Source organism: Streptomyces caelestis, from assembly GCF_014205255.1.
GTDB lineage: Bacteria > Actinomycetota > Actinomycetes > Streptomycetales > Streptomycetaceae > Streptomyces > Streptomyces caelestis.
In genome coordinates this window covers 7,237,361-7,263,450 of sequence record NZ_JACHNE010000001.1, presented here as the reverse complement: position 1 = coordinate 7,263,450, position 26,090 = coordinate 7,237,361, and the positions used below count along the sequence as shown (strand labels likewise).

Here is a 26,090-nt window from a genome sequence, read left to right as displayed (position 1 = left end):
AACACGGCGTTCACGCCGACGCCCACCCCCATAGGGAGCATCCCGTGAGTAACCTCCAGGGCAAGACCATTGTCATCACCGGCGCCTCCTCCGGCATCGGTGCCGCGACCGCGAAGGCGCTCGCCGCCCGCGGCGCCAACATCGTCCTCGCCGCCCGCGATCAGGACGGCCTCGACCAGCTGGCGGCCGACATCCGCCAGACGGGCGGCACCGCGGTAGCCAAGGCCACCGACGTCACCGACCGCGAGCAGGTCCAGGCGCTCGCCGACTTCGCAGTCGCCACCTACGGAACCATCGACGTCCTGTTCAACAACGCCGGCCTGATGCTGTTCTCCTTCTGGAAGGACCGCGCGCTGGACGACTGGAACCGGATGCTCGACGTGAACATCCGCGGGTACCTCAACGCCATCCACGCCGTCCTGCCGGTCATGCTCGAACGCAACTCGGGCCACGTCCTCAACATGGCCTCCGTGGCCGGCCACCAGATCGGCGACGGCGCCGGCGTCTACAGCGCCACCAAGTTCTTCGTCCAGGCCATCACCGAGAGCATGCGCAAGGAACTCGGCGTCCGTGAAGGCATCAAGGCCAGCTCCATCAGCCCCGGCGTCATCGACACCGGCTGGGCCGACAAGGTCAACGACCCCACCGGCAAGCAGGCCGCCCAGGAACTCAACCAGGTCGCCATCAGCCCCCAAAGCGTCGCCGACGCCATCGTCTACGCCCTCGACCAGCCCGCCAACGTCACCATCAACGACCTGGTCATCTCCCCGACCCGGCAGAACTGGTAACCGCAGCCCCACTCCCCTCATTCTTCCCCTCCGGCCTGCGCACCCGCGTCCCGCCCGCCGGCCCGACATCACCAGGAGCAACCATGGCAGAGGCTTACGGCATGGTGCACGACAGCGATCGTGGCGTGTGTCCTGTGACATCGGATCTTGAGCGTGTGTGACCCAACCTTGACCAGCGGAAGTCTGGGACACCTATTTGAGCGGTAACGACATCGAGGAGCCTTTAGAGGTCCTAACAAAGGCGTTGGACGTGTCGGTGGGTGATGAGGCAGGTGGCGAGGCCAAGGAAGGCTTCGTGGATGTCGTCGCGTCTTTCCCAGCGGATGCGCAGGCGGCGGAAGCCGTGGAGCCAGGAGATGGTGCGTTCGACGACCCGGCGGAAGATGCCCAGGCCGGAGCCGTGCGGCTGTCCGCGTTCGGCGACCACGGGCCGGATACCGCGTTCCCACAACAGCCGCCGGTACTTGTCGTGGTCATAGCCGCGGTCGGCGAAGAGCATGTCCGGCCGTCTGCGTGGCCGTCCGACGACGCCGGCCACGGGTGGGACCTTGTCCAGCAGGGGCAGGAGTTGGGTGACGTCGTTACGGTTCCCGCCGGTCAGCGACACAGCGAGCGGGACGCCCTGGCCATCGACAAGGACGTGGTGTTTGCTGCCCGGCCGTGCGCGGTCGACCGGGCTGGGACCGCTTTTGGGCCTCTGCGGGCCGCCCGCACGTGGGAGGAGTCGATCACCGCCCGCGACCAGTCCAGCTGCTTCGCCGACCGCAGCCTCTTCAGCAGCACCAAGTGCAGCTGGTCCCACACGCCGGCCTCGTTCCAGGCGGCCAGGCGTCGCCAGCACGTCATACCCGAACCAAAGCCCAGCTCCTGCGGCAGGTACTCCCACTGGATGCCGGTGTGCAGCACGAACAGGATCCCGCACAGGGCCTGCCGGTCAGGCACTCGCGGCCGGCCCGCCACCAGCTTCGGCCCCGGCTCGGGCAGTAACGGCTCGATGAGCGACCACAGTTCGTCCGACACGATCCACGGCCGCGACTGACGTTTCCCCACGACCCGACCAACGAGCAGACAAGCCCGATGGTCACTTGATCAACAACTTCTGTTAGGACCTCTTAGGAGGCGTGCTGACATCCCGCGACCACGCGGCGGCCCGAGACCGTCTCCCGGGGGAAAGGTAGGTTGGTGTCACCGTCTCAAGGAGATACACGATGCCTGACCGTCGCAGAGTTCTGTTCGTGACCGACCTCGCCTATCAAGCCCGGGGGCGGCGCTACTGCGACGAGGACATCTTCCTGACCTCCCGGCTGCGCGACGACTTCCACATCGCCTTGTGCCACCCGCTGGATGCCGCCGCGCTGATGGACGCCTTCGACGTGGTGGTGGTCCGCAACAGCGGGCCCGTGCTCCATTACCAGAAGGAGTATGACACCTTCCGGGAGCAGGCCACGGCCCGCGGCACCCGGATCTACAACCCGCTGTCCGGCCGGGGCGACATGGCCGGCAAGCAGTACCTGCTGGACCTGACCGCCGCCGGATATCCAGTCATCCCCACCATCGACCAACCCAGTGACCTGCACCTGCTGCCCGAGGTCGGCCACTACGCGGTCAAGCCGAAGGCAGGTGCGGACTCCATCGGCCTGGCCTTCGTGCCCCGGGAGCAGCTGGGCGGCCTTGCCTACGGTGACATCCTGGTCCAGCCGCGTATCGACTTCCGCTACGAGGTGTCCTTCTACTACGTCGACGACGCCTTCCAGTACGCCCTTCACGCCCCTGATCCGGAGCGGCGCTGGGTCCTTGAGCCCTATGAGCCCACCGACGCCGACCTCGCCTTCGCCCGGCGCTTCATCGACTGGAACACCCTCGACCACGGCATCCAGCGCGTGGACGCCTGCCGCACCCGGGAAGGCGAGCTACTCCTCGTCGAGCTGGAGGACCTCAACCCCTACCTGTCCCTGGACCTGGTCTCCGACCGGACCCGTGACTCCTTCGTGGCGAGTATGACGGCATCCCTCCACCGTTTCCTGGACGCTCACCCCCGCGCCTGAGGTGGCTTACGGGTCCGGAAAGTGATGCGCTCAAGGAATCGATGTCACAGCAGGGCCTGGGCCGGAACGCAGAGCGAGCCGCACGAGTTGGGGAGATTGTCACCTCTGCCATGGCCCGTACGGCTCTCTCGCACCGTACCTGCACTGGCATCTCCCGGCGTCGACTCGGTTCGCTCATCGCGGAGTTGGCGCCGGGATGGATGGCGCGGGAGAACTCGCGGCTGCGGGAACGTCGAGGCCACAAACGGCTGCGCGCCGAAGGCGGGCCGGGCCATCAACTGGTCTTCACCGATCGGGTGATCGCGACTCTGGTGGTCCTGCGGTTCCAGCTCCCGCACGCCGCCCTGGCCCTCTTCTACGGAGTCGACCGCTCCACGGTCACCCGGGCCGTCCACGAGATCCGCCCGCTGCTGGCGGCGCGTGGTTTCGCGGTGCCCGGCGAGGCCGGGGTACGCCTGCACACGCTGGCCGATGTCTTCGCACCCCGCCATCAAGGCCAGCGAGATCACCGAAGGCGACAGCCCATCGGCACCCGGAGCGGTCCGCGTGCTCACCGGCACCGATGACAGCACCTACCGCGAGCGTCTCGTCGGCCTCGACGACGCCCACCGCGCCCTGACCTACGAGATCCTCGACTCCCCGCTGCCGGTGAGCGGCTACCGCTCGACCATGCGGGTCTGGCCCATAGCCGACACCCAAGGCGCCTTCCTCACCTGGCACGCCACCTTCGACGCCGCCGACGGCCACACCCCCCAGCAGGCCGTGACCGCCGTCACCGAAGAGGCCTACGCCCCCGCGATCGCCGCACTGCACCAGACGCTCAGCTGACCGCACCGGCGCAGTCGCACCCCCACGCAGCACCATCCGAAAGGACGTGACCGTGACTTCCACCGTCACCGCCTACGCCGCCGCAGCCGCCGGAGAACCGCTCACCCGTACCACCATCGAGCGCCTGGACCTCGGCCCCCGCGAGACCTCCTGGACCGTGGCCGCGTACGAGACGCCCGTCTCCGACCGGATGTGGCACCTCACCGCGACCGGCACCGCCCCCGCCCCCGCGCTCCAGACCCTGCTGCACCACCTCGCCGAAGGCGACGCGTGGGACACCGCCATCGGAAACCCCGTCGGCGACAAGACCGTCACCGCCGCCACGAAGCCCCTCACCGACGCCGGATGGAAGCACACCGTCGACGGACGCTGGATCCGCTGGACCAACCCGACCGGGGACGCCGGCATCCAGTTCGACGCCTTCGCCGCCCAGCAGCCGAACAGCACGCTCGTCGCCTGGACCATCTGAGCCGGCCCCAGCATCGACCGCCCAACCTGGAACGTCACGGCATCCCTCTATACCCCCAGCTCGCTGCTGGCCGACCTCGCCGAGAGCCTCGCCCACGGCACCGGACCCCGGACACACACCCCCGTGAAGGTGAAGCACACCGCGCACCTCATCACCACCCCCACAGCACCGCCTCCGAGTGCAGCCATGGCACAGGCCAGCCGATCCCGCTGACAGGGCTTGAGGTCGGGTGCCCATCCCCTCGAACACTGCGCGTGCCATGGCCAGGCGGCTGGCTATCGCGCGGCACGGGCGCAACCCAGGCTCGCTGAGCCCTGACTGGCGCACTCCGGAAGATGAATCCCTGTCTTTCTTGGATCTTTTGGACTCTAGCTGTTTATGGACGGTTGCATGGAACTGTTCCATGCGGTTCCCTGGAGCGGTATGGGCCGAGAAGAGTCGTTCAAGCCTGAGGTTCTTCGGCAGCTACGGAAACTAGGGGGACTGAGCCGTCGCGCGGTCGCCGACGCAGTCGGCGTCACTCAGCGAACTGTTGCCTACTGGGAGAGCGGTCAGCGCAAACCGGAAGCCCGCCAGCTGCACGCTCTGGTGAGCTTCTTCAAGGTCGATGTTCACTACCTCACGAGCCGCCCCAGGGGAAGCACGACTCTCCGCGATCTTCGGCGGGAAGCCGGGTTCAGCAGTGCTGACCACGCGGCGCAGGCCGTGTCCGGCAGGAAAGTCATGCGCGGTATCAGCTTTGACGGCACCAAGCTGCTCCGCCTTGAACGTGACCTGCCCGTACGCGGTACAGCCTGTTCCACGCCCGAGCACGCTGGCCGCTTGGCCAAGGCCCTCGCCCTGGTGTACAAGCTCCCCGAGCACGTGGTCGTTGATGCATGGCGCAGAACCCGGCCTGACGAGCCCGCCCCGGTGCTGCCGAGGCCGGGCCCCCGCCCGGAACGCCCCTCCCTCATGGAAACCTGGAACGGTCTCAATGACCGCCAGCGGATCTACCTGGAAGCCTGCTTCCTCCAAGACACAGAAGAACAGCAGGCAGAACGTGAGCGCCACGCGCACACCGGCCAGCGTCGCCCCGCCGCCGAGTGGCGGAAGATGACGCTCGCCCTCTACGCCCCGCCGGAGATCACCGGCTACAGCCGTCTTCAGGAACGCCTCCGCGACCACGGCGTCCATGACCCCGGCACCGGCCCCTCCATCGCGGCGCTGAATCGGCGCGGCCTGATCACTGTTCACCACGACACCGTCACGATCCCCGGAGCCGGGCTGATCAAGCGGACCCGGGTCGAGATGACCAAGCGGGGCAGAGCGGTTGCGCGCGCCGGCCTCGGCGTCTCCCGTAGCCAGAGCGCTCCCGCCCCGATGATGTCGGTGTGGCTGTGGCGGACACTGGTGCGCGTTGCCTATGCCAGTCAGCACGGCGGCGATTACGACTTGGTCGGCCGGGCTCGCCTCCACTTGACGGTCAAGACCGGTCCCGGCCAGGAAGCACCCTCTCGGGGCTACCTCGAACACAGACTCCCCGACGGAGCAACCTGGGGGCGGCACGCCTGGTATCCCTCAGCGTCCGGCTGGAGACACATCGCCGACTACCTCTCCCAGTACCGCGAGCTGTATCCAACGGTTCCCACCGACGGCCTCGAAGACCTCATCCCGCCGCAGTACCGCACCCCGACTGTCAGTGGTGGCTCGTAGGCTGCCCGCATGTCCGAGCACGGCGAAGCACACACTGACCAATGGCAGTTCGACGAGACAGTCCTGCGGGCCGCCAGCGCGTTTGTACTGTGCGAGGAGGCCCGCTACAACGACGGTCTCTCCTCGGGGCAGCGCGTCGAGAAGCTGATGGAGGCCCAGGGAGTGATCATGGCGACGGTCGGCCCCGGCCACCGCGTCACCTTCCGGGACCTTCTCGATCGTCTTTCCGGGGACCAGGCCGGAAGCCTCGTCGGTATCTTCCCCGAAGAGGCACTCACGGGCCCCCTGCGTAACCTCCGCTTCCTCGACAGTGTGGGCGTGTCCACTCAGGAGGGCTGCGACCTGCTATGGGAAGCCGCGGAGATCTTCAAGATCGCCGACAAGAAGCAGCGACGCGGGGAGAGGTTCACTCACTTCGAGCTCGAGAGTGAGTTCGGCCAGGAGCAAGTATTCAAAGCCATTAAGGGCGGCCTCTACGAGCGGCACCGCCGGAACATCATCGAATACCCTGTCTGCGACAAGGAACAGCTGGAGGAACTCGGATTCCCTCCTGCCGTGGCTCAGGTCTTCTATCAGGACATCCCGTCTTACTGCCTCTACAAGCGGCAGTGGTGGTTCGGATGTCCCGCCTGCGCCTATCCCATGCAGGTGATTCCGCACGACGACGGCAGGACCTACGCCGTCAGGTGCCTCTACCCGTGGCATCAGGACACCGGAGCCCGCTTCACCTTCACTGCCACCCGCGACCAGGTCCCGGTCCTCCATGCCGAGGACCGCATCTACATCCCCAGCAAGGCCGAGATGCCGCTCTATACGGGAGCATCGCGTGAAACCCCAAGGGCTCGGCCTGCTGAGGGATACCGTGCGCTGGTGCGACGTGTCTGGCGCAGCACCTGCATCCCCGGACTCCCGGAACTCAGGCTTGCCGACGTCCTCAAGGAAGCCGCTGCCGGGACACGGTTGACGGTCCAGGTCTGGCCCGACAACGACCGCGTCGACATCGAGGTCAAAGACGGTGACACCGTCGTCTTCTCCATCGACGTCAAGGACTACACCTGGCCCGGAACCCTGGCCAAGAAGCTCATCGAGGACCGCGGGGACAAGGGCGGAGCCACCTGGCTCGTAGTGCCCGACCACCGCCGCCAGCAGGTCGGCTACCTCACATCCGTCATTCACCGTGAACGCATTGGTATGACGGCCATGGCCGCGTCCGACTTCCTGGCCCTGTTCACCGACCGCCTGAAGGAGTACATGTGAGCAGCGGACGCTCCCTCGAGCAGGACGCCCTCCTCGCCGCGTTCGCCCTGGCAAGTCACCTCTTCCCGGCAACCAGCGACGACGGCACTCCCATCGCGTCCTTCCGGCACGTGGCCCTGCTCGCCGAACGCAAACCCTGGTCGTTGAAACAATGGGACCAGCTCACCACGGAGGAATACCGCGTCTTCGCGCGCGTCATCAGGAAGCTGCCCTCTTCCTACACGTCGGCCGACGCTGTCCGCGTCGCGTTCCGGGCCATGCTGGGCGACGACAGCGAACATTCCGTGGACTTGACCGACGGACTGTTTGCGTTGCCCTCCGACGGCGCGACCGGGCACGTGCTCTGCTACCTGCCCGAGCCGCCGCTGGACTACGCCGACAGCATCATTCGCGGCTACTACACCATGGGCAAACGTCCGCGCGCGCTGGAATTCGCCGGCCCCGGCCACTACACGACCCGCGTCGCCTACCTCGGCAAGGATCTCGGCCGGGCCGCTGTCGGCCTCACTTTCCCCTCAGCCCCGGACTTCACCGAGGCCCCTGGTCACGACGCCCTTCCCCACATCGTCACCGTCCCTGAGATACCCGAGCTCTCGTTCAGCAAGAAGGAGATCCTGGAGGTCGCCGAGCTCCTCAGCCGTCCCGAACGCAAGGCCGGGACCAAGTACATCCGCCGGACCGTGAAGAAGTTCCTGAAGAAGCTCCGTTGCCCCAGCGGCAAGGTCAAGGCCCTTGGGCTGATGAACGGGAGCTTCCAGATCCTCAACGCGCCCACCGGCAGCGGGAAGACGGTCCTGGTGCGGGTGCTGGCCGCGCTGATGGCCAAGCGGGACCTGAGTCTGGGGATTGTCGTCCCGGACGTCAAGGCCACCTTGAAGATGAAGCGGGATATCGGCAGCGATCTTGACTGGCTGTACCAGTTGGAGGAATTCCCTGAGCCCAAGACCTGCGCTGCGCTGATGTCCCCGGCCAAGCGCCACGAACGTGCCTTGGAGTACGGGGCGCTCATGAAGGACACGCCCATCGAGCAGTGGGACGGTAAGAACCTGGAAGATCTCGCCGAGGTGGGCTACGCATGCGCCCAGAAGGCGTACATGACGGTCCAGGACCCGTTCCCGGCCGGCGAGGAGAACTGCCTGACGCTGAGCAAGCCCGGAGAGGGTGGCACCTACGCCTGTCCGTTCATCCCGGTGTGCGACAAGTTCCGGCCTCTTTACGAGGCAACCCGTGCCAGCGTCATCGTCACCAACCACATGAACTTCGTGGAAGGAACTCTGCGAACCGGAGTCGTCTTCGACGGCGATTCCTTCCAGAACAAGCCGCGAGGGACCCGTGGAGCGTCCGTGTTCGAAGCAATGGCACGCATGTGTCATTTGCTCGTCGTGGACGAGGTGGACGCTCTCCAGTTGAGTGCCATCAAGGGATGCGCGAAGGAAGCGGTCCTCGCGTCCCTGATGAAGAAGTCCCTGCTGGACCTCGTCGATGATGACAGGCGCAATCTCCCTCCGCACCTGCGCGAGCTGCTCACGAACCCTCTCAGCCATGCCCGTTTGACGGCCGAGAACCTGCTTCTGTGGCTGGCGAACAAACAGTTGATCCTCAATCCGCCGGCGCTCAGCAAAGCCCGGGACGACAAGGACGACGCCTACCGCGACAACAAGGGATGGCGGACCGCGACGTCCCGGGACCGGGAGATCATCAACTACCTGTTCCCCGATGACCATGACGTCGACGAGCCGATCTCCGATGAGCTGTTTACCCTGCTCAACCAGCTCATGCCCGGCAAAGACTCTGACGAAGACCAGCCCGTGGAGCTGCTGCCGATGCCGGAGGGAGCCGATTGGGAGCGTCTTACAGACCAGCTCTACGACCTTGTCTCTCCACGCGGCCGGCATAACCTGCTTCCCGTAAAGCAGGCCATGCACGAGTCCATTGAGGAGACGGTCACCGACGACACCGTACGTGCCCGTCTCGTCAACCTCATCACCGTGCGCGCCATCCTGCTGGAACTGGGACAGGCTCTTTCTCTCCTGCGTGAACAGGCGCAGAAGGTCCAGGACCACGACAGCGCCGCAGCCCGGGACATCCTCGCCATGACCTACCGGAGCACGGTCTCCAAGCTGTACCCGACCGGCATGCTGGGCCGCGACATTCACGGATACCAGGTGACTGGAATCGGTGACGACAGCAAGCCGACAGCCGAACTCCGCGAGAGCGCCACCATCGGTGACCCTCACACGTTCATCAGCGAACTCGGCCGTCTGACCTCGCTGATGGCAGCCGGGGTACGACGTCCCGTCCTTGGCCTGTCGGCCACTGCGTTCTTCCCCCACGCCTCCGGAGAGCACGTCCACGCTCCCGTGGCCTGGTGGATGCCCGACGTCAAGGAGTCCATCAGGGCCAACAGACTGCCCGTCACCAACAGCGAGGTGCCAGGCGGAGAGGGAATCCAGATCGCCGGCCTCTACGACGAGCACAAGCTCTCAGCGCTGCGGGAGATGGGCCAGGCGATCTACGAGCAACAGCTTCGGGGGCGTCTCGACTGGCTTGCCCGCAACGACCCCGACCGAGCCCGATGCATCCTCCAGGTCAACGGCTACAAGCAAGGGCTCTACCTCGCCATCGGCATGGCGCAGGCGGAGGGGATGACACATCGCGTTTGCGTGCTGCTGCGCCGTGAAGATCTCGCGGAGTACAGAAACATCCTCCCCAAGGGCGTGCGCGCGATCGTCGCCGAGGAACTGGAGGACTTTCACGAGTTCGGCGACATCCTCATCGCCCCCATGGCCCGGATCGCCCGCGGCCTGAACATCGTGGTCGAGACCCGCTCGGCCATCAGCGACGTCTACCTGTGCGTCCGGCCAGTCCTCAGCATCGAGGACCCAGCATGGATGCATGGCAGCGTCAACGCATGCGGCCAACGTGCCGCGCGCTCCTTCAGCGGGGACGACCCATACGAGGCGATCGAGCGCGCCCGCACCGCATCCCGTGAGCACCTGGTGAAAATCCTGCGCTCTCCCACGCGGTTCTCCAGCATGCATCAAGATCTTCAGATGGAGTTGATCAGCTCCATGCTCGTGGAGCTGATCCAACTCGCCGGACGGGCACGACGCGGCGACACCGACATGGATCTATTCATAGTCGATCAGGCCGCCTTGGGCACCAAATACACGACAGGACTCGCAGAGGTCATTCGACTCATCTACGATGCTTGGTCACCGGAGGAACGCGAGATGATGAACCGTTTGTACGGTCGAGCCATCATCGAATTCCTGCGCTACGCCGAGGTCTCGCACTCGTTTTCCTGACCCCGGCCGGTCTGATCGAAGAGAGGTTCCGGCAGCCGCATGGCCAAGCTCACCACCATCTACACCTCTTCTCTCCTCCTGAACGACGCTGTGCTGGCGGGCCAGTACGCGTACGTGTGGTCCTTCCACGACTGGAGCGACTTCGGTGGAGAAGGACGAAAAGACAAGCCGGAGATTCTCGTCGAGTGGCACAAGTATGGTGCGTGGGCTGGGGAGAGCCGGAAGAACAAGAATCTCCCCGAAGGTGTGGACGTGGCGATGCTGTGGCCGCTCAGTATCGCCACCACCGCCCTGCAAGCCCTCGCCGAGGGCTACGTCCACCTCGACAAGCATTTCCGCTACATGATCTCCCTCAAGGAGATCGACCCCGGCAAGCTCGCCAAGCTGTTCACCTACCTCGAAGCCGCGGTCAAGGGCACGTCGCTCGACAGCGCATCCGACACCGGGAAGTCCACGCTGCCGGGCCTTGTCCGTGCCACTACGCCGGCGAAGCTCTCCCTGGCCGATGCCATCCTCAACCGCGGCACCCTGGCCCCCAACCCGCCTGGCTGGGCCTACCAGGCCGTGCGCTGGTGTATGGCCGACAAGTTCGCCGGGACTGCCTTCACCGAGTACGCCATGAAGCCGGTGACGCCGCAGAGCAAGGAGTCCGAACAGCCAGAGGACGAGAGGGAACCAGAGGAGACGGCCAAGCCCCGCCAAGCGGGTTGGGCAAAGGACACCGAAACCGCCGCCACTCTCGCCTACCGGCCACTCAGCGACGGCAGCGTCATCGCCTGGGACCACCCCTTCGGACCCGCCTTCGCACACATCGGGCACCCCCCAAGCGCCGAAGCGACACAACAGATCGCTGACAACTGGTCCGAACTCCCCGATGACTGGAGCGCCCGGGACTACGCGCTCTCCCGCGTGGACACCAAGATGGCCACCTTCACCGGCTACGCCAACCCCGTCATCCACTTCCACGGCAGCAACCGGCGCATCAGCAACGCCGTCATCTACGCCAAGACGGCCATGGTCGACTGCGGCGGTGACAAGCCGGTCCTCTCTCTCAAGCTGGACGGCCCCGGAGGCTTGAAGTCCGCCAACCGATACGGACTGGAGATCGCCGCCCGTCTGGACGTCGACCACACGGGTCTGCTTGCTGTCCAGACCCGGGCCAATACGGAGATCGACAAACGCGGCAGCGGCAAATCACTCACCATGGAGGCGCCCGGCAAGGTCCGGCCCCTGCACGCCACCATGCCCAAGAGCAACGGTGTCGGAACCGGCACCGGCACCCATCACCACCGTCTGATCATGGAGCACCTCCACGCCTCCTTCGCCCCGGAAGTGACCGGGAACGGCGAAAGTGAAAGCGAAAGCGGCGCGGTACCCGTGATGACCCTGGTCAGTGACAGCAAAGGCTTCGGCAAGCGGTACTTCCAGGACACATCCCACCTGCAGTGGGCGCAGGGGAAGGCAAGCGACGACGAGAGCAGCAAGAAGGCAGCTGCCCGTTTCCAGGACAAGGTCGGCCTCCCTTCCCCAGAATCCATCCAGCGCTCCATCGAAAAGCAGGGTGAGATCAAGCTGGTGTATCTCGGCCTGTGGTACCGGTACCCCACGCGGCGGCGCATGGTGCAGGCCCTCGCCTGCGCCTATGGCATCGATCCCGAGACGATCAAACCCTCACTCAGCGAGGTCGAACTCCGCCCCGGTATTCGCCTGGTGCTTCACAAGGCAGAAGAACTCCTTCAGCACGGCACAGGACGCGCTGGCATCCGCCGCGCTGAGGTCAACGCGATCATCAACCGGCACAAGGAGCCGGGGACCCGCCTGGTTGTCTGGTGCGAAACCGAGATGCCCCGCACCGACCAGGACGGTGCAAGCACGCCGGCCAACGGCAGCCGCATGGCCCGGAAGAGGGCTGAGGAGACCGAGAGGAACGAGAAGGACGCCAAGCACGCGGTGCGTGGTCTCTTCGCTGAAGCACGCGTGCCCAGCCAATTCACCATCGGCGCCAAGCTCCAGTACCGCAAGGGAACGGCCGCACCCGTCCTGACCGAGATTCAGCCCCAGAAGAAGGAGTACCACAAGGACCACGCCGCGTTCGCCGCTGTCCTTGACATGCACCGCAGCCTCGGCGTTGTCGACGACCGGTACGAGGCCATCCTGCACCCCGACAAGGACCCGCTGCCCCGCATCGCCTACTGCGGCCTGCACTGCCGTATGCAGACCAAGAGCAACCTCTACCGGGGCGAGCCCCTCTGGATCACCACTGCTGCCGTGCTCATCCCACCCATCAAACCCGGCGGCGTGTGGACCATGCTCGGCTGGAGCAACATCACCAACACCTGGGCCCCGTATTACGACGCGAACACCGCCTTCCACGCCAAGAACTACCCCCTGCACAACGAAAGAGACGCGAGCAAGACGCGAATGGACCGGTGGTGCGAGGTCGGCAGCGACGCTGCCCGTGCACTGGTACAGCTCCAGCAGAGGCCCGAAATGGCCGGTCTCGATCTCGCCGTCATGCTCGATGGCCATGCATGGCGTCGCATTTACCCCGGCTTCCACAACAGGAGCTTCGGCCTGACCCCCGACAGCCTGCCCGAGGACGACAGGCGTCTGTGGACTCCGCACCAGGACATCGCGGACGAGCGTCTGCACCCGATCAGCTACATCCGCGTCAACACCATGCAGGACGAACTTCCCCGCTTCGTCTACGCCGAGAAAGAGGGCACCACCAAAAGCCGGCTGGCCAAGGGACTCGACCCCTTCATCAAGGTCAGCCAGTATCTCGCCTGGCCCGGCCACCGGCCCGAGGGACACCCCTGGTTCCTCTTCAGCGAATCCCGCACCCACAACCGCAGCCGCCTCGGGGACGGCCGCACCCGCTGGCGCGCCAGCGACGAGAGGGATGCGCGGGGTGAGAGTGAACTCAACGGCAACTGGCACTCCATCACCACCCGCGAGATCAATCCCATGTTCACCAACCCCCGCTACTCCCGGGAAGACCTCGCCCGAGCCACCGCCAGCCTCTCCCACCAGGCCATGGCCTGGTCCGAGCGCACCCGCTACCCCGCCCCCCTGCACGCCGCACTCCAGATGGACCTCGACCACCCCCAGTACAGGCGATCCGCCCCCAGCAACAGGGACGCCGACCAGGAACAGAAGGACATCATCGACTCAGCAACCGGAGCCCGCTGAACACCGGCACGCACGAGCGTTCCGCACCCAGAGCCCCCTCACGCGATCAACTCCGATCAGCCACGCAAGGTTGACACGAGAAGACTCACTTCGAAGCCATGAAGACAACCGGTGCCACAGTGACTGGCGTGATTCCCGCACACGTGAACGACGCGCCGCCCCCCGTCTACGCCGACAGCCTGGACATACCTGTGCTGCTCCGCGACGCCCCGGCACGGCGCCCCTATCCCCAGTGGCGTACCGCCCCGCACAAACCCTGGGACACACCGGCCGCCTTCCCAGCCAGCAACGGGTGGTACGCCCCCACCACCACCTGGCGGGAGATCATCAAAGCGGCGACCGAGGTGGGCCGCGATGTCACGCCGAACCTGCAGCAGGTTCCGCAGCTCGCGCGAGGTGAACTCGTCGCCCGGATCTCCCCGCTGTATGCCTATCTCGGTCTTCACGATGTCACGCCCAAGCACCCGCTCCCGCACAGCGCCGGGCGGCGCCTGACCCTCAACGCGGTCTACGAATACGGCACCGAGCGGACTGCCAAGAACGCCCTCGGCTACCGGCTGGGCATGACCATGGCCGAGTGGGCCTGCCGCTCGCTGATGGGCCTCGGACAAACATGGCACCTGGAAGACGGTGGCCCCGACCCGGCGCTCGCCGACGCCTTCAAGGACCCCGCCCGGCGCCTGCCGGACCTATGGGGTCTGCACGAGGCGGAGAACGCGTACTGGCTCATCGAGGCGAAAGGCGGCAACGTCGGCAAGACAACCCTCAAGGACGGCTGGAAGCAGCTGAGCGAAGGAAGCAAGATCCTCCATGCCTACGCGCACCGCCGCATCCTGGTCGGTGCAGCGGTACAGCCCCAGGGCGACCTCTGCCTCACCATCGACCACAACCAGCACCCCGGCCAACCACCTCTCAACACCGTAGGCGTGTCCCCCGCACCGACGATTCCCGACAGCGCTGAAGACCACCTCGGCGCCAGCGATGACGCCCTCATGGGCACGGCCCGCGCACAGATGCTGGTCTACCTCGCCCTACGCTCCGCGCTGCCGTCCCAACTACGCACCATCGCCCTGTCCGCCGACCGCACCACCCGCCGTCGTCGGAGAGAAGGGATCACCACCCCACTGGAACGAGACGACGCCACGCGCGCCCTGCGCGCGGACGCCCGTGGTGCAGTCGGCAGCCTGGACGACGAGCAGACTCTCCGTGAGGGGGCCCGTCGGCTGGGCCTGGACGACTTCCTCAGCTGCCGTATTCCCGGCACCGAAGTGCACTTGGGTATGTCCCGCCGACTGTTCGCTGCCTGCGCACAGCTGCACTACGAGGACCGGATGATCGCCGAACGCACCCCTGGGCTGCGCGCGGAAGATCAGTATCTCACCGAGGAACCAGCTGACGAGGAAGCCGCGGAGGAGCGCCGCCGCAGCCAGCGGCACATTTTCCGCGAGCAGCAGGAAGAGGCCCGCCCTCGGGTCCGGAGGCTCGTCCGCCAAGCATACGAACAAGGCGCGGACCGCGAGTGGAGCGACCTTCTCCCGGACAATCAAGAACCTCGGCTCGACCTCAATGACCATCCGGACCTACTCGAAGCCGCCACCCCGGAGACCTACCTCGCTCTGCGCCAGGACGACCTTCCTTACCGCCGCCGCTGAGTGTCGGGACCTGCGTGCGCTGACCAATTGATGCTGCACATGGCCCTGCCTCACGGTGCTCGCTCGCTCCGCCGCACGACTGCAAGTGATCACGGAGCGCGGGATCTGCGCCGCAGGACAGCCGAGTGCCTGGTCTGTCCCCCTCCGATGTGCATCCAGCGATAGGAAACGCGCGGTTGCGTGGAACGCACCCTGCTGCGAGGCGGAGCAACATAGCGCGGGATCGGGCTTGGTCCCGGGCATCTCCGGGACACTACACATCTCCGATGCATTCAGGATGCGTCGGCCATCTCTGGCGGTGCCCGTCCCGTTCGTTACGGTGTAGCAGTCCTGGACCCGTGAGACGCACACGAAGGGTTGCTCGGCACCTTGACATGTGATACTAGATCAGAGCCGCGAGCCGCGAGCCGCGAGCCGCGAGCCGCGAGCCGCGAGCCGCGAGCCGCGAGCCGCGAGCCGCGAGCCGCGAGCCGCGAGCCGCGAGCCGCGAGCCGCGAGCCGCGAGCCGCGAGCCGCGAGCCGCGAGCCGCGAGCCGCGAGCCGCGAGCCGCGAGCCGCGAGCCGCGAGCCGCGAGCCGCGAGCCGCGAGCCGCGAGCCGCGAGCCGCGAGCCGCGAGCCGCGAGCCGCGAGCCGCGAGCCGCGAGCCGCGAGCCGCGAGCCGCGAGCCGCGAGCCGCGAGCCGCGAGCCGCGAGCCGCGAGCCGCGAGCCGCGAGCCGCGAGCCGCGAGCCGCGAGCCGCGAGCCGCGAGCCGCGAGCCGCTGACCGGCTGGAGGCGCAGATTTGTTAGAGGCGGCCGCCTTGTCCGGTAATCAGCCTCTTCGCGTGCCCGTGGGGCACGACGCCCACCGGTGGGGCACCTTCCGCGGAGAACGGACGCTGGTCGTCGCCACGCGCACGGTCACGTCGGCCGTACGCATCCTCGAAACGCTGCCCGCCGTGCTGCGCGGCGACGATCGCGTGACCGTCGTCTTCGCTCACGACCCGACCTCTGCCTTCGGCTCCGGTGTCCTCGACCTTCTGCACGGCGCCGGCTGCCGGGTCATGCCCTGGGAACAACTGGAGCGCATCGCCCCCGACCTCATCCTCTCCGCCAGCGAGAACATCGACGTACCGGAGGGACACTGCCCGGTCCTGGTGTTGCCGCACGGGGTGGGCTTCCAGAAGCTGGTGCCGGACTCGCGCGGTCCGCGGGAGAGGCTCTCCGGTGTCGTGCCGGACTCCCTGCTGGAGTCGGGCCGTGCCTGGCTGGCCGTATCGCATCCGGCCCAGGAGGAGCAGCTGCTCGCCAGGCACCCGAAAGTAGCCGGCCGTACCCTGCTGGTGGGTGATCCCTGCTTCGACGAACTCCTGGCCAGCCGGGAGAGCAGGGATGCGTACCGCGATGCCCTGGGGGTCTCGGCGGGCCGGCGCCTGATCGTGGTCAGTTCGACCTGGGGGCCCACGTCGCTCCTGGGACGTCACCCGCGCCTGCCCGCGAGTCTCCTCGGCGAACTTCCCGGTGATGAGTATCTGGTTGCTGCGATAGTCCATCCCAACGTGTGGGCCGCGCACGGCGCGTGGCAGACCCGGGTCCTCCAAGCGGCTGCCCTGGACGCGGGACTGCGTCTCGTGCCCCCTGTTCACGCGTGGCGGGCCGCGCTCGTCGCGGCGGACGCCGTGGTCGGCGACCACGGCTCGGTGACGCTGTACGCCGCCTCGGCGGGTACGCCCGTCCTGCTGGGGGCGTTCGGTACCGACGCGGTGCCCGGGACCGCGATCCACGCTCTGGCAGCCGTCGCGCCCCGGCTCGACCCTGACGGAGACATTCGCCACCAGGTCGAGCACGTAATTCACGAGCACACGCCCGAGCGGTACGCGGCCGTCGCCCAGTCCGCCTTCGCCGAACCTGGACAGGCTCTCCCCCGACTCCGTGCCGCCCTCTACCGACTGCTGCGGCTCCCGGAGCCGTCCTCCCCGCCACCGTCTGCGCTGGTGCTGCCCCGGCCCGACCCGCCGGCCTCACCAGTCACCTCCTGGCAGGTGATCACAGAGGTCGAGGGGATCGAACAGGACCACGTGCCCTCGGCTGTCGTCGTACGCCGTTTCCCGGCCGCCGCGCACTCAGGCGGTGGCACGGGCGCCAGCGCGCCCCTGTTCTTCACCCATCTCGCGTGCTCCGACGGTGAACGCGACCGGCGGCTGGTCGAGAGTGCCTCAGTGATCCTGGCCCACCGTCCGGCGCCCAACGCGGTGGGCGCGTTGCGGTGGATCCAGGGCACCCTCGAGCGGCTGCCCGGCAGCCTCCTCGCCGCATCGGCCGTCCGCCATGGGGGCTTCCTGATCGGGCTCAGGGACGGCCGGATCATGGAGGCGGCCGTCACCGGCCCCGAGCTGGACGCGGGTCTTCCGGCTGCCGTGGTCTACGCATGCCTGCGCGCGGGTTGCCCTCTGGATGACGCCTACGTCACCCTGCGGATCGGAGATCTGCGGACCGAGGACGTCGTCCTGCGGCTGCGCCCATCTCCCACACCGAGCGGCCCGCGGTGACCGGCTGTCACCGGACGAGGTTCTCCAGCCGCCGACGCAGGTCCTCGGCCAAAGGATTGCCGTTGGCCTCGTGGAGCGTGACGGCCCGGGTGAGCCAGCCGCGCACGCTGTCCTGGTAGCTTCCGGTCCGCTCGGCGATGTCGACGAGGGTGACGAGGGCCTCAGCCTCGTAGTGCGTCGCTTTCTCCTCCTCCAGGACACGAACCGCCTCGCGCAACGCGCGTACCGCCTCTGCGGTGGCGCCCAGGTGGTCATGGACGGCACCGATCGCGGCCATGGCCCGCGCGGCCATACGCGGGTCGGGTTCCTCGCGTGCGAGCAGGTCGTGGTGCGCCATGCGCAGGGTTTCCAGCGCTTCGGCGTACTCGCCGCGAGCATCCAGCGCGCAGCCGAGGAAGTAGGCGGCGATGGCCGCCCCACGGCCCTGGCCCGCCTCCTTGTTCAGCTCGTACGACCGCCGGTAGGCGGGGACGGCCTGAGCAGGGTCGACCCGGTCCAGATAGCGTCCGAGGAACTCCTGAACGGAGGCACGCAGAGTCAGGTGGTCGGTCACCTCGGCCCGTGCGGCGGCGGTCCGCAGCTCCCTCCCGGCAAGGGCGGTCTCGCCGAGGTCCATCAGCGGGCGGGACAGCAGGCTGCGCAGCCGCGCCTCGGCTTGTGCGGCCTCGGCGATCTCGTTCGCGGTCTCAGCCGACTCGGCGAGGGCGGCGGCCGAGGCGACGCCGAGTTCGAGCGACTCCTTCCACGCCTCCAGGTAACGGTGGCGCAGGAACAAGGCCGTGAACGCCTCGGCCAGTGGCCAGACAAGGCTGTGCAGCCGGTGCCGGCTCGCGGCCCGCAGGACGGCCAGGATGGCGTGGCGCTCGGCATCCAGCCACTCCAGGGGGGAGGGTCCCGTACCGACCGCGAAGGGATCGTCAGCGGTGCGCAGCAGCGGTGACAGGTCGGCGATCCGCAACCGCTCCTTCCTCAGCGCCCGATCGGCGAACGCGGCGAGAACGAGGTAGTGGGTGGCCACCCTCCTCGTCATCGCCTTCTCCTCCGCCGGCGGCTCCTCCTCCGCGGCGCGTTCCCGGGCATGCAGCCGCACGAGGTCGTGCATGCGGTAACGGCCGTCACGGCCGGCTTCCACGAAGCTCGCGGTCATGAGCGTGCGCAGCAGGCGCTTCGCACTCGGGGTGTCGAGGTCCGCGGCGACCGCGGCGACTCCGGCGTCGAAGGCGCCAGTCGGCAACCATCCAAGGAGGCGGTAAAGCCGGGCAGCGTCGGGCGGCAGCAGCCGGTATGAGGAGCCGAGCAGGGCGGACACGGAGTACTCCTCCCCGGGGAGAGCCCCCTGGAATCCTGGCAGGGCCAGGGCGGCAAGCCGGCCGGCTTCGTCCTCCAGTTCCTCCGACAGGGACGTCATGGTCAGACCGTCGTCCGTGATCAGGCGGGCCGCCGCTATCTGCAGCGCCACCGGCAGGCCCCCGCACAGCTCGACCAGGCGCTCGGCTGCGGCCCGCTCGGCTGCCACGGCTTCCTCTCCGCAGCGGTCGGCCAAGAGGGCCAGGCCGCCCTCCGCGTCCAGGGGTTCCAGTGAGATCAGCTGTGCTCCGTCAAGGACCAGTTCACCCAGCTTGCCGTGGCTGGTGACGAGAACTGCGCTCCCCGGGCCCTTGGGGATCAACGGCCTTACCTGTGCGGGCTGGCTCACATCGTCCAGGACGAGCAGCAGGCGCTGATCGGCGGAGCGCGAACGGAACAGGTTGGTCCGCTCCGCGAGCGACGCAGGCATGCCGGCGTCGCTCACCTTCAGGGATCTGAGAACCATGGCCAGGGCTTCGGACACGTCGGCGCCGACGGTCCCACCGGTGACGGCCTGGTCACGCAGAGCCGCGAAGTCGACATACAACTGCCCGTCCGGGAACAGCTGCCGGGACATGCTCGCCCATTTCCGCGCCATGGCGCTCTTGCCGACCCCCGGCAGCCCGCCGACGACCGTGACGTCGACGCCGCTCTGCCGCCGGGCAGCCGCACCGCACATCGCGTCCAGCAGGGAGATTTCGCGCCTGCGGTTGCTGAACGGGACGGTGAGCACCGGAACCTGGTCCGGCCGGGCGGTCTCGTCGGCCGTTGGCGTCGCCGCCGGAACGTTGAAGGTGATACCGCCGTGGATCTGCGCACCCTGGAAGGCGGGGCTGTGGTTCACACCACCGCTGATGACGGTGTGCGAGACGTTGCCCGCCCATTCGGCCAGCAGGCTGCGCAGCTCAACTGCGGCGGCGGGCTCTTCCCGAAGAACGACGAGCAGCCGCTGCCGCCAGTCCGCCTCGATCTCCTCCTCCGCGGCAGTGTCCCCTGCCGCCCGAGCACGGGCCAGCTCCTCGCTGGCTGCCTGGAGTTCTTCCTCCGCATCCCCTGCCGAGCGGCGCCGGGCGAGGAACCTCGTCAGCCTCTCCTTGGCGCTCGTCCAGGAGTCGGAGATCATCAACCCGACCAGAGTCGTCGCCCCCGACGCCGCGAGCGCCGCCAACTCGGCTTCCACCAAGCCCCCTTCGCATCACTTCCTGCCCTGCGGATCAGGAAAGGCCACGGTAGAACGATCTCGCCGAGTTGGACAGCTCGCCCCACCGAGCAGCCACAATCATCACGTCGCAGCACACGGCCGAGCACCGAAGACGAGAAAACAGGCCCTATGGCAACCCGGGCCCACACGGCCCCTGGCTGCTGCGCCTCGGAACGCCGAGGGCGGATTCGGCGGGTCGGGCGTCTCCTGACCGGGACGGGCGGGGGCATTCGGCGTCAGGGCGAGCGGGCTGGCCTGCTCCAGCAGCCGCGTCACCCTGCTCGAGCGCGTTCATGAGACCCCGGCCCAGGAGACCACGAGGACCGTAATCGCCTACGAGACACCCGTCTCCGACCGAACGTGGGTCCTCACAGCGACCGGCTCCACCCCCGCCCCGGTGCTGCAGGGGCTACTGGACCACCTCGCCGACGGCGACGGCTGGGACACGGCCATCGGCACCCCGGTGGACGACGGTGGTGTGCGGCTGCGTGAGCAGCCGTCGGCTGACCGGAGGGGACTGCGGGGGAAACGCCGACGTCATCGGGGTCTGTCCTTTCTGCGCCCGTGAGCAGGCAGCAGCCCAATTCCAGCCTCGGGAACAGTCCGGCCGGGTGCGGTCAGGAGGGCTGCCGGCCGGCCGGGTCTCCGCCGGGGTCGTCGGCCAGCTCGATGACCAGCTGCACTATGCCCATAGCCCGAGCTGACAGCGGCAGCCCGTGCACTGCCTGCACAGACACGAGGAAGTCGCGGGCCATGTCACGGGCCTCCGCGATCTCCGCACTCCCCTCGAACGCGGCACCGGCCCTGATCGGACGGTCGACGAGCGGCTCCTGGCCCTCGTCTTGCCCAACAAGGTCCATGGAACCTCCTCACGTCCGAAGCGCCCCTATCGCCCACCTCGCATACCAAGCACTGACGGGCAGGGGATCGGGCTTCGGGAGCGGGACTATGGTGAGATCGGTTGCGGTGGCGGCGCGAAGGCGTCACCTCAGAATGATGGGAGTCAGGAGTTGACAGGTGGCAGACGCTGACCGGCTGCCGTTGCCGCTCAGACCGGACGCGCGGCTTTGGATGACCGTCTCGCCGCAGCGGAGGGTTCTCGGTGTTGTGCACAACATCACGTCAGCCACCCGGCTCCTGGACCTTCTTGCGGTCTTCGACGGCGACGAGCGGATTCAGGTTGTCTTCTCCTGCACAGATTCCTCCGCCCTGGACGGAGGCGTATCCGAATTCTTGCTCCGCCGGGGAATGCTGATGACCCCTTGGCGGGTTGCGGTCGCGGAGAATTTCGATCTCGCTCTCGCTACAAATCGAGGCGGAGACTTGCACAAGCTTCGATTTCCGCTTATTGGCGCACCCCATGGGGCAGGCTATAATAAATACTTGAGCCGGGAGCCGGGAGCCGGGAGCCGGGAGCCGGGAGCCGGGAGCCGGGAGCCGGGAGCCGGGAGCCGGGAGCCGGGAGCCGGGAGCCGGGAGCCGGGAGCCGGGAGCCGGGAGCCGGGAGCCTTCGGGCTCACGGAGGAGTGGCTCCTGCACGATGGGGACGTTGTCCCGTCAGCGATCGTCCTGTCCCACAAGGAGCAGTTCGATCGGCTTGCGGTCAGCTGTCCGCAGGCGTTGCCCAAGGCTGTTGTGGCCGGCGACCCGTGTATCGACCAACTGCGTGCCAGCCTTCCCTTCCGTGAGAGCTACCGGCAGGCGTTCGGGTTGTTGCCGGGTCAGCGGCTCGTGGTCGTGTCCTCGACCTGGGGAAGCGGTTCGGTGCTCGGCTCACCGCGCGCCGACGTTCTCCGTCGAGTTTTGGCCGAGCTTCCCACTGAAGAGTTCCGCGTACTCGCGGCTATCCATCCGAATTCCTGGCATGGTCATGGCTCGTGGCAGCTGCACAGCTGGCTGGCTCCGTTTCTGGATTCCGGGCTCCTCCTGCCGGTTCCGGAAAGCGACACATGGAAGGCGGCCCTCTGTTCGGCTGATTTCCTTCTGGGAGACCATGGTTCCTTGACCATGTATGGAATTGCGTTGGAAATCCCCTGCATTCTCGGCGCCTTCGACGAATCGAAGGTGGCACCGGGATCCCCCATGGCCAGGCTCGGCCGGATACTGCCTCGCCTGACCGCCGATCGCCCCCTGCTGTGCCAGCTTGCCGCCTTGGACGGGCAGCGGGACGATCCGGAACTCCAGGCGGTCGGGGAGACCGTCACGTCGGAACCGGGCCGCAGCGCCGAGTTGCTGCGCCGACTGTTCTACACCTGGCTGCGGCTGGACGAACCCGGCCATCCCGCGTCCGTGTCCGCGATACCCGTTCCGTCGCCGCCCTCTGGACCGGGCGCCCGCCGCGTTCCTCATGAGGCGCCCATGTTCGTCACCGCTTGCGTGACGGACGACGGCACTGGGGCAGCTGACGGTGAAGTGGTCGTCCGCCGCTACCCCGCGGCGCGGCAGCACGGCCATGGCCCGCACATCGCCTCGGCTCATCTGGCCGCCGACCGTGACGACCCGGACCGCCGATGGCCGCGTACCGCGGACGTGCTGCTGGTTCCGCGCGGGCGCACGGCGGCGCGTCCGGAGGACGACCCGTGGTGCGCCTATGCCGCGGAATCCTCCGGCTGCGGGCTGCTCGCCGCGGAAACGGAGGAGGACGGGTGCCTGGCGCTGCTCCCGGACGGCGGTCGTGTGCGGGTGAGCTGGCGGGAGCGTCCCGCCTGGGCGGCGTTCCCCCTTGCGGCATCGGCGGTCTACGCGTGGACGGTGCGAGAGCGCGCTGCGGGGACGGCCCGTGCCCGCCCGACACGGTCGGAGCGGATCGTCGTGCGCGCCGGCGACCTGCCCGACCCGGGACAGCTCGACCTGGCCTACGTCTGAGCCCGCCTTGGCGGCGGCCTGTGCGTGGCCGGCTCCTACGCCTGCTCTCCGCCCTCCTGCTCCAGGCGGTGCCGTGCCTCACCCTCGTGAATGCTGCCTTCTTCCGCGAAGAGCGCGCGGGCGGACGTCCAGTCTTCGACGGCGGCCTCCCGCTGCCCCAACTGCACGCGGACGTCTCCGCGCAGCAGGAGGGCCTGCGCGGCGTAGTAGGCCGAGCCCACGCCGGTCATGCCGTCCACCGCCAGGTCCAGCGCCTCGACGGCTTCGCGCAGTCGCCCGCAAGCGCGGCGGTTCTCGGCGAGACGCAGCCGGGCCTTGGCCATGTTGAAACGGTCCGGTCCGTCCGGAAGCCCCTTGAACTCCTCGACCGCGCGCAGAAGTTCACCTTCCGCGGCGTCGTGGCGCCCGAGCGCCGTGTACGTACTGCCCAGGTGCAGAGCGAGGAGGGCCTCGCCACGAGGATGGTCGATCCCCTCCAGTGCCGCTTGGGCACGGCTGAACAGATCGATCGCGTGCCCGGGGCGCTTGAGCTTGCGTTCGAGCAACCCCAGCCCTTCCAGAACGCTGGACTCCGTGCGACGTTCACCCTCGCTCCGTCCGGGCACACCGGGGTTCACCAGGCTGAGCGCCTGTTCGAAGTGCTCCCGGGCCAGCCGCGGATCGCCCTCCTCCACGTTCCAACGTTCGAGGTGCGCGAAGCCCACCTCGTAGGACGCACGGGCCACCGCCATCGTGTCACCGGTCTCCAGCGCCGAGGCGAGACCGATCTCGGCCGCCTCGATCCACTGGGTGTGGCGCCCGGTACGGAGGCAGAAGGTCCGGATGGCCTGACTCAGCCGCCACGCCTCCAGGTCAAGCCCCGCCTCGGCGGCCAACCGCACCGCGGCGAAGATGCCCGCCTCGCGTCGAGCCAGCTCACGCAGCGCCTCGGTCTGTTGGCGCTCGTCGGCTGCCGTGTCCGCCGGGAAGGTGTTCATGGGGTTGTAGAGCCAGCGCGTCGACAGCGTCTGCTCACCCCGCTCGGTGATCCGCAGGAAGTGATGGGCGATCCGCCGCCGCACCGCCTCGCGTTCACTTTCCGTCTCGTCGCGCTCCGCGACGATCGACGCGTGGTCGTGGACGAGGATGTGCATGCGGTACGTGTCGAGACTCCGGCGCTCGACCAGACCGCCCGAGATCAGGGCGCTCAGCGCGGTGCGCGCCTCCGACGGCTCCCAGTCCGGTACGAGCGCGAACACGGTGTCCAGCTGGAAATCCGCACACATCAGCAACCCCAGGCGGCGATAGAGCTGCGCCGTCCGCACGGCCATGCGTCCGTAGGCCAGTTCGAGCGCTTCCGGCAGGGGGTTCGGATCGTCCACGTCGAGCAACTCCTGTCGTGCGGCGCGGTCGGAGAGCCGGGCACCGATGTCCTCCACAACGCCGGGGACGGGCGCCTTCAGATGTCCGGCGATCAGCCGCAGCGCCAGCGGCAGGCCGCCCAGGTACCGGACAATCGGTTCGAGTTTGGCCGGATCCTCGGTGGTACGGCTCACCTTGACCAGCAGCTCCAGAGCGTGCTCGTCCCGCAGCGCCGGAACCGGGAGCGGAAGGAACTCCAGGAAGTGCGCCAAGTCGTGCGGCGCCTCCTGCCCCGTCATGAGGACGACGCCGTACGGCTGGTCGGTCAGCAGGTCACGCACCTGACGGGTCGTCGTGACATTCTCCAGCAGGAAGATAGCCGACCGGTCACGCAGTTCGTGACGCACCCGCCGCGCCTTGGCCGGGACGTCGACCGGACGCTCGTCCCTCGGCACGTCGAGCTCTTCCAGCCAGCGCTCCAGCACCACCGCCGGGTCAACCATCCGCCCACCCCGCATCCCAAGGTCGGCCTGGAGGAACACCCCGAAGAGGACGTCCCGGTGCGAGTGGATCCACTGTCGCGCCGTGCTGCGCTTCCCCACCCCTCGTACACCGCTCAGGAACACCGACGTCACGGTCCCGGCCGCCCGGCACGCGCGCCAGTGACTGTCCATCTCCCGGAACAGAGCTGTGTTGTTGACGTAGTGGAGAAGAGCCGACGACGCCTCGGCGGGCGTCGCCCTCGTCAGAGCCTCTCCGACGAGCTCGCGCGCTTCCCGCACGGCGTCGGGACGTTCAGCGAACAGTTCCAGCACACGACTCGACAACTCGTCCGTGATCTCGGTCACCGTGTCCTCGTCGCCGGCCTCCTCCGCCTCCAACGCCTGGCGACGAGCTTGCTCCAGTTCGTCGTCAACCGCCGCCTCCTCGGCTCCGTCACGGACGAACAGGGCCACCAATCGGCCCCTGCCCCAGGTCCAGACGTCCTGCACGGCGTTCCCCACCAGGCTGCTGATCACGATGCTCCCGAGAGCAACGATCTCCGGGTCCACTGCACTCCCCACGAACGATCTGGAACTGTTGTCACTTCACCGTAGGGATCACACGTGCGCGTCCGCAGGCATTCGAACCAACCAACCACGTGCAGATTCACGCACGACTCCCCGGCCACAGCTGTCTGACCGACGGAGCGGGACCTGCGCTGGCGAGCATCCACCACACAAGCCTCGCTCGACGTCAGGCAGGGCCGCAGTTAGGGCGGCGTGTGCTGGTGGTGTTGGGAGAGAGTGGCATCGAGCGCCTCGCGTATGTGGTCGGGCAGTTCTCCGTCGGCGGGCCAGTCGACGAGGGCCTCGGCCACTGTCCGGAGTTTCGTGTTGGTGCTCATCGACACCTCACGCAGCAGGTCCCACGCCTCGTCGGGAGTGATGCCTCCCAAGGCGACCAGCACCCCCATGGCCTGGTCGATGCGGGCGCTGGCCGGCATGGCCTCTTTGAGTTGACGGTTCTCCTTCCTCAGGGTCAGCAGCTCCTCCGTGGCACCTGCCGCGGAGGTGTGACCCACTGGAAGGTGC

General features: G+C 67.7%; 19 protein-coding genes and 1 pseudogene. 15 read left to right on the top strand and 5 right to left on the bottom strand.

Annotation, left to right across the window (positions count from 1 at the left end; all coding sequences use genetic code 11):
- Positions 1-44 precede the first annotated feature (44 nt).
- The gene (locus HDA41_RS32940) at positions 45-788 is read left to right on the top strand and encodes an SDR family oxidoreductase (protein WP_184990472.1); all 744 of its coding nucleotides are present in this window, start codon (positions 45-47) and stop codon (positions 786-788) included.
- A gap of 232 nt (positions 789-1,020) precedes the next feature.
- On the opposite strand, the gene HDA41_RS32935 is transcribed toward HDA41_RS32940, so the two are convergent.
- Positions 1,021-1,811 (bottom strand): IS5 family transposase gene (locus HDA41_RS32935; RefSeq protein ID WP_376706867.1). Its coding sequence is split into 2 segments (ribosomal slippage): positions 1,021-1,481 and positions 1,481-1,811, totalling 792 coding nucleotides; the frame shifts between segments, so codons are not numbered across the junction.
- Positions 1,812-1,996: 185 nt separating this feature from the next.
- Here HDA41_RS32935 and HDA41_RS32930 point away from each other — a divergent pair.
- The 11 genes from HDA41_RS32930 to HDA41_RS32885 all read left to right on the top strand — a co-directional run bounded on the left by HDA41_RS32930 (position 1,997) and on the right by HDA41_RS32885 (position 17,762).
- The gene (locus HDA41_RS32930; protein ID WP_184990470.1) at positions 1,997-2,833 is read left to right on the top strand and encodes an ATP-grasp domain-containing protein; all 837 of its coding nucleotides are present in this window, start codon (positions 1,997-1,999) and stop codon (positions 2,831-2,833) included.
- 200 nt (positions 2,834-3,033) lie between these two features.
- Entirely contained in the window at positions 3,034-3,399 is a 366-nt protein-coding gene (locus tag HDA41_RS32925) for a helix-turn-helix domain-containing protein (protein WP_230299558.1), read from the top strand.
- A complete protein-coding gene (locus HDA41_RS32920; protein WP_184990468.1) occupies positions 3,305-3,661 on the top strand; it encodes an SRPBCC family protein in 357 nt (118 codons plus the stop codon). The genes HDA41_RS32925 and HDA41_RS32920 overlap by 95 nt, the downstream gene beginning before the upstream one ends.
- Before the next feature lie 52 nt (positions 3,662-3,713).
- Entirely contained in the window at positions 3,714-4,130 is a 417-nt protein-coding gene (locus HDA41_RS41775; RefSeq protein WP_230299553.1) for an SPDY domain-containing protein, read from the top strand.
- A 12-nt stretch (positions 4,131-4,142) separates the two neighbouring features.
- A complete protein-coding gene (locus HDA41_RS41770) occupies positions 4,143-4,343 on the top strand; it encodes a DUF317 domain-containing protein (protein WP_268251511.1) in 201 nt (66 codons plus the stop codon).
- Positions 4,344-4,520: 177 nt separating this feature from the next.
- The gene (locus tag HDA41_RS32910; protein ID WP_184990466.1) at positions 4,521-5,825 is read left to right on the top strand and encodes a helix-turn-helix domain-containing protein; all 1,305 of its coding nucleotides are present in this window, start codon (positions 4,521-4,523) and stop codon (positions 5,823-5,825) included.
- Positions 5,826-5,834: 9 nt separating this feature from the next.
- Complete coding sequence (locus HDA41_RS32905) at positions 5,835-7,082, top strand: restriction endonuclease-related protein (protein ID WP_184990464.1); 1,248 nt, start codon at positions 5,835-5,837, stop codon at positions 7,080-7,082.
- A complete protein-coding gene (locus HDA41_RS32900; RefSeq protein WP_184990462.1) occupies positions 7,079-10,390 on the top strand; it encodes a hypothetical protein in 3,312 nt (1,103 codons plus the stop codon). Before HDA41_RS32905 ends, HDA41_RS32900 begins: the two co-directional genes overlap by 4 nt.
- A gap of 39 nt (positions 10,391-10,429) precedes the next feature.
- Entirely contained in the window at positions 10,430-13,582 is a 3,153-nt protein-coding gene (locus tag HDA41_RS32895; RefSeq protein WP_184990460.1) for an RNaseH domain-containing protein, read from the top strand.
- Between the two features lie 143 nt (positions 13,583-13,725).
- Positions 13,726-15,234, top strand: a complete 1,509-nt coding sequence (locus HDA41_RS32890) for a gamma-glutamyltransferase (RefSeq protein ID WP_230299552.1) — start codon at positions 13,726-13,728, stop codon at positions 15,232-15,234.
- A gap of 824 nt (positions 15,235-16,058) precedes the next feature.
- Positions 16,059-17,762 (top strand): hypothetical protein, encoded by a 1,704-nt coding sequence (locus HDA41_RS32885; RefSeq protein WP_184990458.1) that lies wholly within the window; start codon positions 16,059-16,061, stop codon positions 17,760-17,762.
- A gap of 7 nt (positions 17,763-17,769) precedes the next feature.
- Here the strand turns inward: HDA41_RS32885 and HDA41_RS32880 are convergent, their stop codons facing one another.
- On the bottom strand, positions 17,770-20,289 hold the full coding sequence (locus HDA41_RS32880) for an NB-ARC domain-containing protein (protein WP_230299551.1): 2,520 nt from the start codon (positions 20,287-20,289) through the stop codon (positions 17,770-17,772).
- A 271-nt stretch (positions 20,290-20,560) separates the two neighbouring features.
- On the opposite strand from HDA41_RS32880, the pseudogene HDA41_RS42835 reads away from it, so the two are divergent.
- A pseudogene (locus HDA41_RS42835) lies at positions 20,561-20,692 on the top strand (DUF317 domain-containing protein); the annotation flags it as partial.
- 15 nt (positions 20,693-20,707) lie between these two features.
- Positions 20,708-20,878 (top strand): hypothetical protein, encoded by a 171-nt coding sequence (locus HDA41_RS42830; RefSeq protein ID WP_376706830.1) that lies wholly within the window; start codon positions 20,708-20,710, stop codon positions 20,876-20,878.
- A gap of 49 nt (positions 20,879-20,927) precedes the next feature.
- Here the strand turns inward: HDA41_RS42830 and HDA41_RS32870 are convergent, their stop codons facing one another.
- The gene (locus HDA41_RS32870; protein WP_221511657.1) at positions 20,928-21,170 is read right to left on the bottom strand and encodes a hypothetical protein; all 243 of its coding nucleotides are present in this window, start codon (positions 21,168-21,170) and stop codon (positions 20,928-20,930) included.
- Between the two features lie 760 nt (positions 21,171-21,930).
- On the opposite strand from HDA41_RS32870, the gene HDA41_RS32865 reads away from it, so the two are divergent.
- Complete coding sequence (locus tag HDA41_RS32865) at positions 21,931-23,175, top strand: hypothetical protein (protein ID WP_184990456.1); 1,245 nt, start codon at positions 21,931-21,933, stop codon at positions 23,173-23,175.
- 35 nt (positions 23,176-23,210) lie between these two features.
- Here the strand turns inward: HDA41_RS32865 and HDA41_RS32860 are convergent, their stop codons facing one another.
- Both HDA41_RS32860 and HDA41_RS32855 read right to left on the bottom strand, forming a co-directional pair.
- Entirely contained in the window at positions 23,211-25,535 is a 2,325-nt protein-coding gene (locus tag HDA41_RS32860) for a hypothetical protein (protein WP_184990454.1), read from the bottom strand.
- A gap of 233 nt (positions 25,536-25,768) precedes the next feature.
- The gene (locus HDA41_RS32855) at positions 25,769-26,080 is read right to left on the bottom strand and encodes an ANTAR domain-containing protein (RefSeq protein WP_230299550.1); all 312 of its coding nucleotides are present in this window, start codon (positions 26,078-26,080) and stop codon (positions 25,769-25,771) included.
- Positions 26,081-26,090 lie beyond the last annotated feature (10 nt).

Coding starts and splice junctions, on each gene's coding strand:
- HDA41_RS32920 (WP_184990468.1), top strand. CDS start 3,305: ATGTCTTCGCACCCCGCCATCAAGGCCAGCGAGATCACCGAAGGCGAC.
- HDA41_RS32930 (WP_184990470.1), top strand. CDS start 1,997: ATGCCTGACCGTCGCAGAGTTCTGTTCGTGACCGACCTCGCCTATCAA.
- HDA41_RS32925 (WP_230299558.1), top strand. CDS start 3,034: ATGGCGCGGGAGAACTCGCGGCTGCGGGAACGTCGAGGCCACAAACGG.
- HDA41_RS32895 (WP_184990460.1), top strand. CDS start 10,430: ATGGCCAAGCTCACCACCATCTACACCTCTTCTCTCCTCCTGAACGAC.
- HDA41_RS32905 (WP_184990464.1), top strand. CDS start 5,835: ATGTCCGAGCACGGCGAAGCACACACTGACCAATGGCAGTTCGACGAG.
- HDA41_RS32870 (WP_221511657.1), bottom strand. CDS start 21,170: ATGGACCTTGTTGGGCAAGACGAGGGCCAGGAGCCGCTCGTCGACCGT.
- HDA41_RS32910 (WP_184990466.1), top strand. CDS start 4,521: ATGGAACTGTTCCATGCGGTTCCCTGGAGCGGTATGGGCCGAGAAGAG.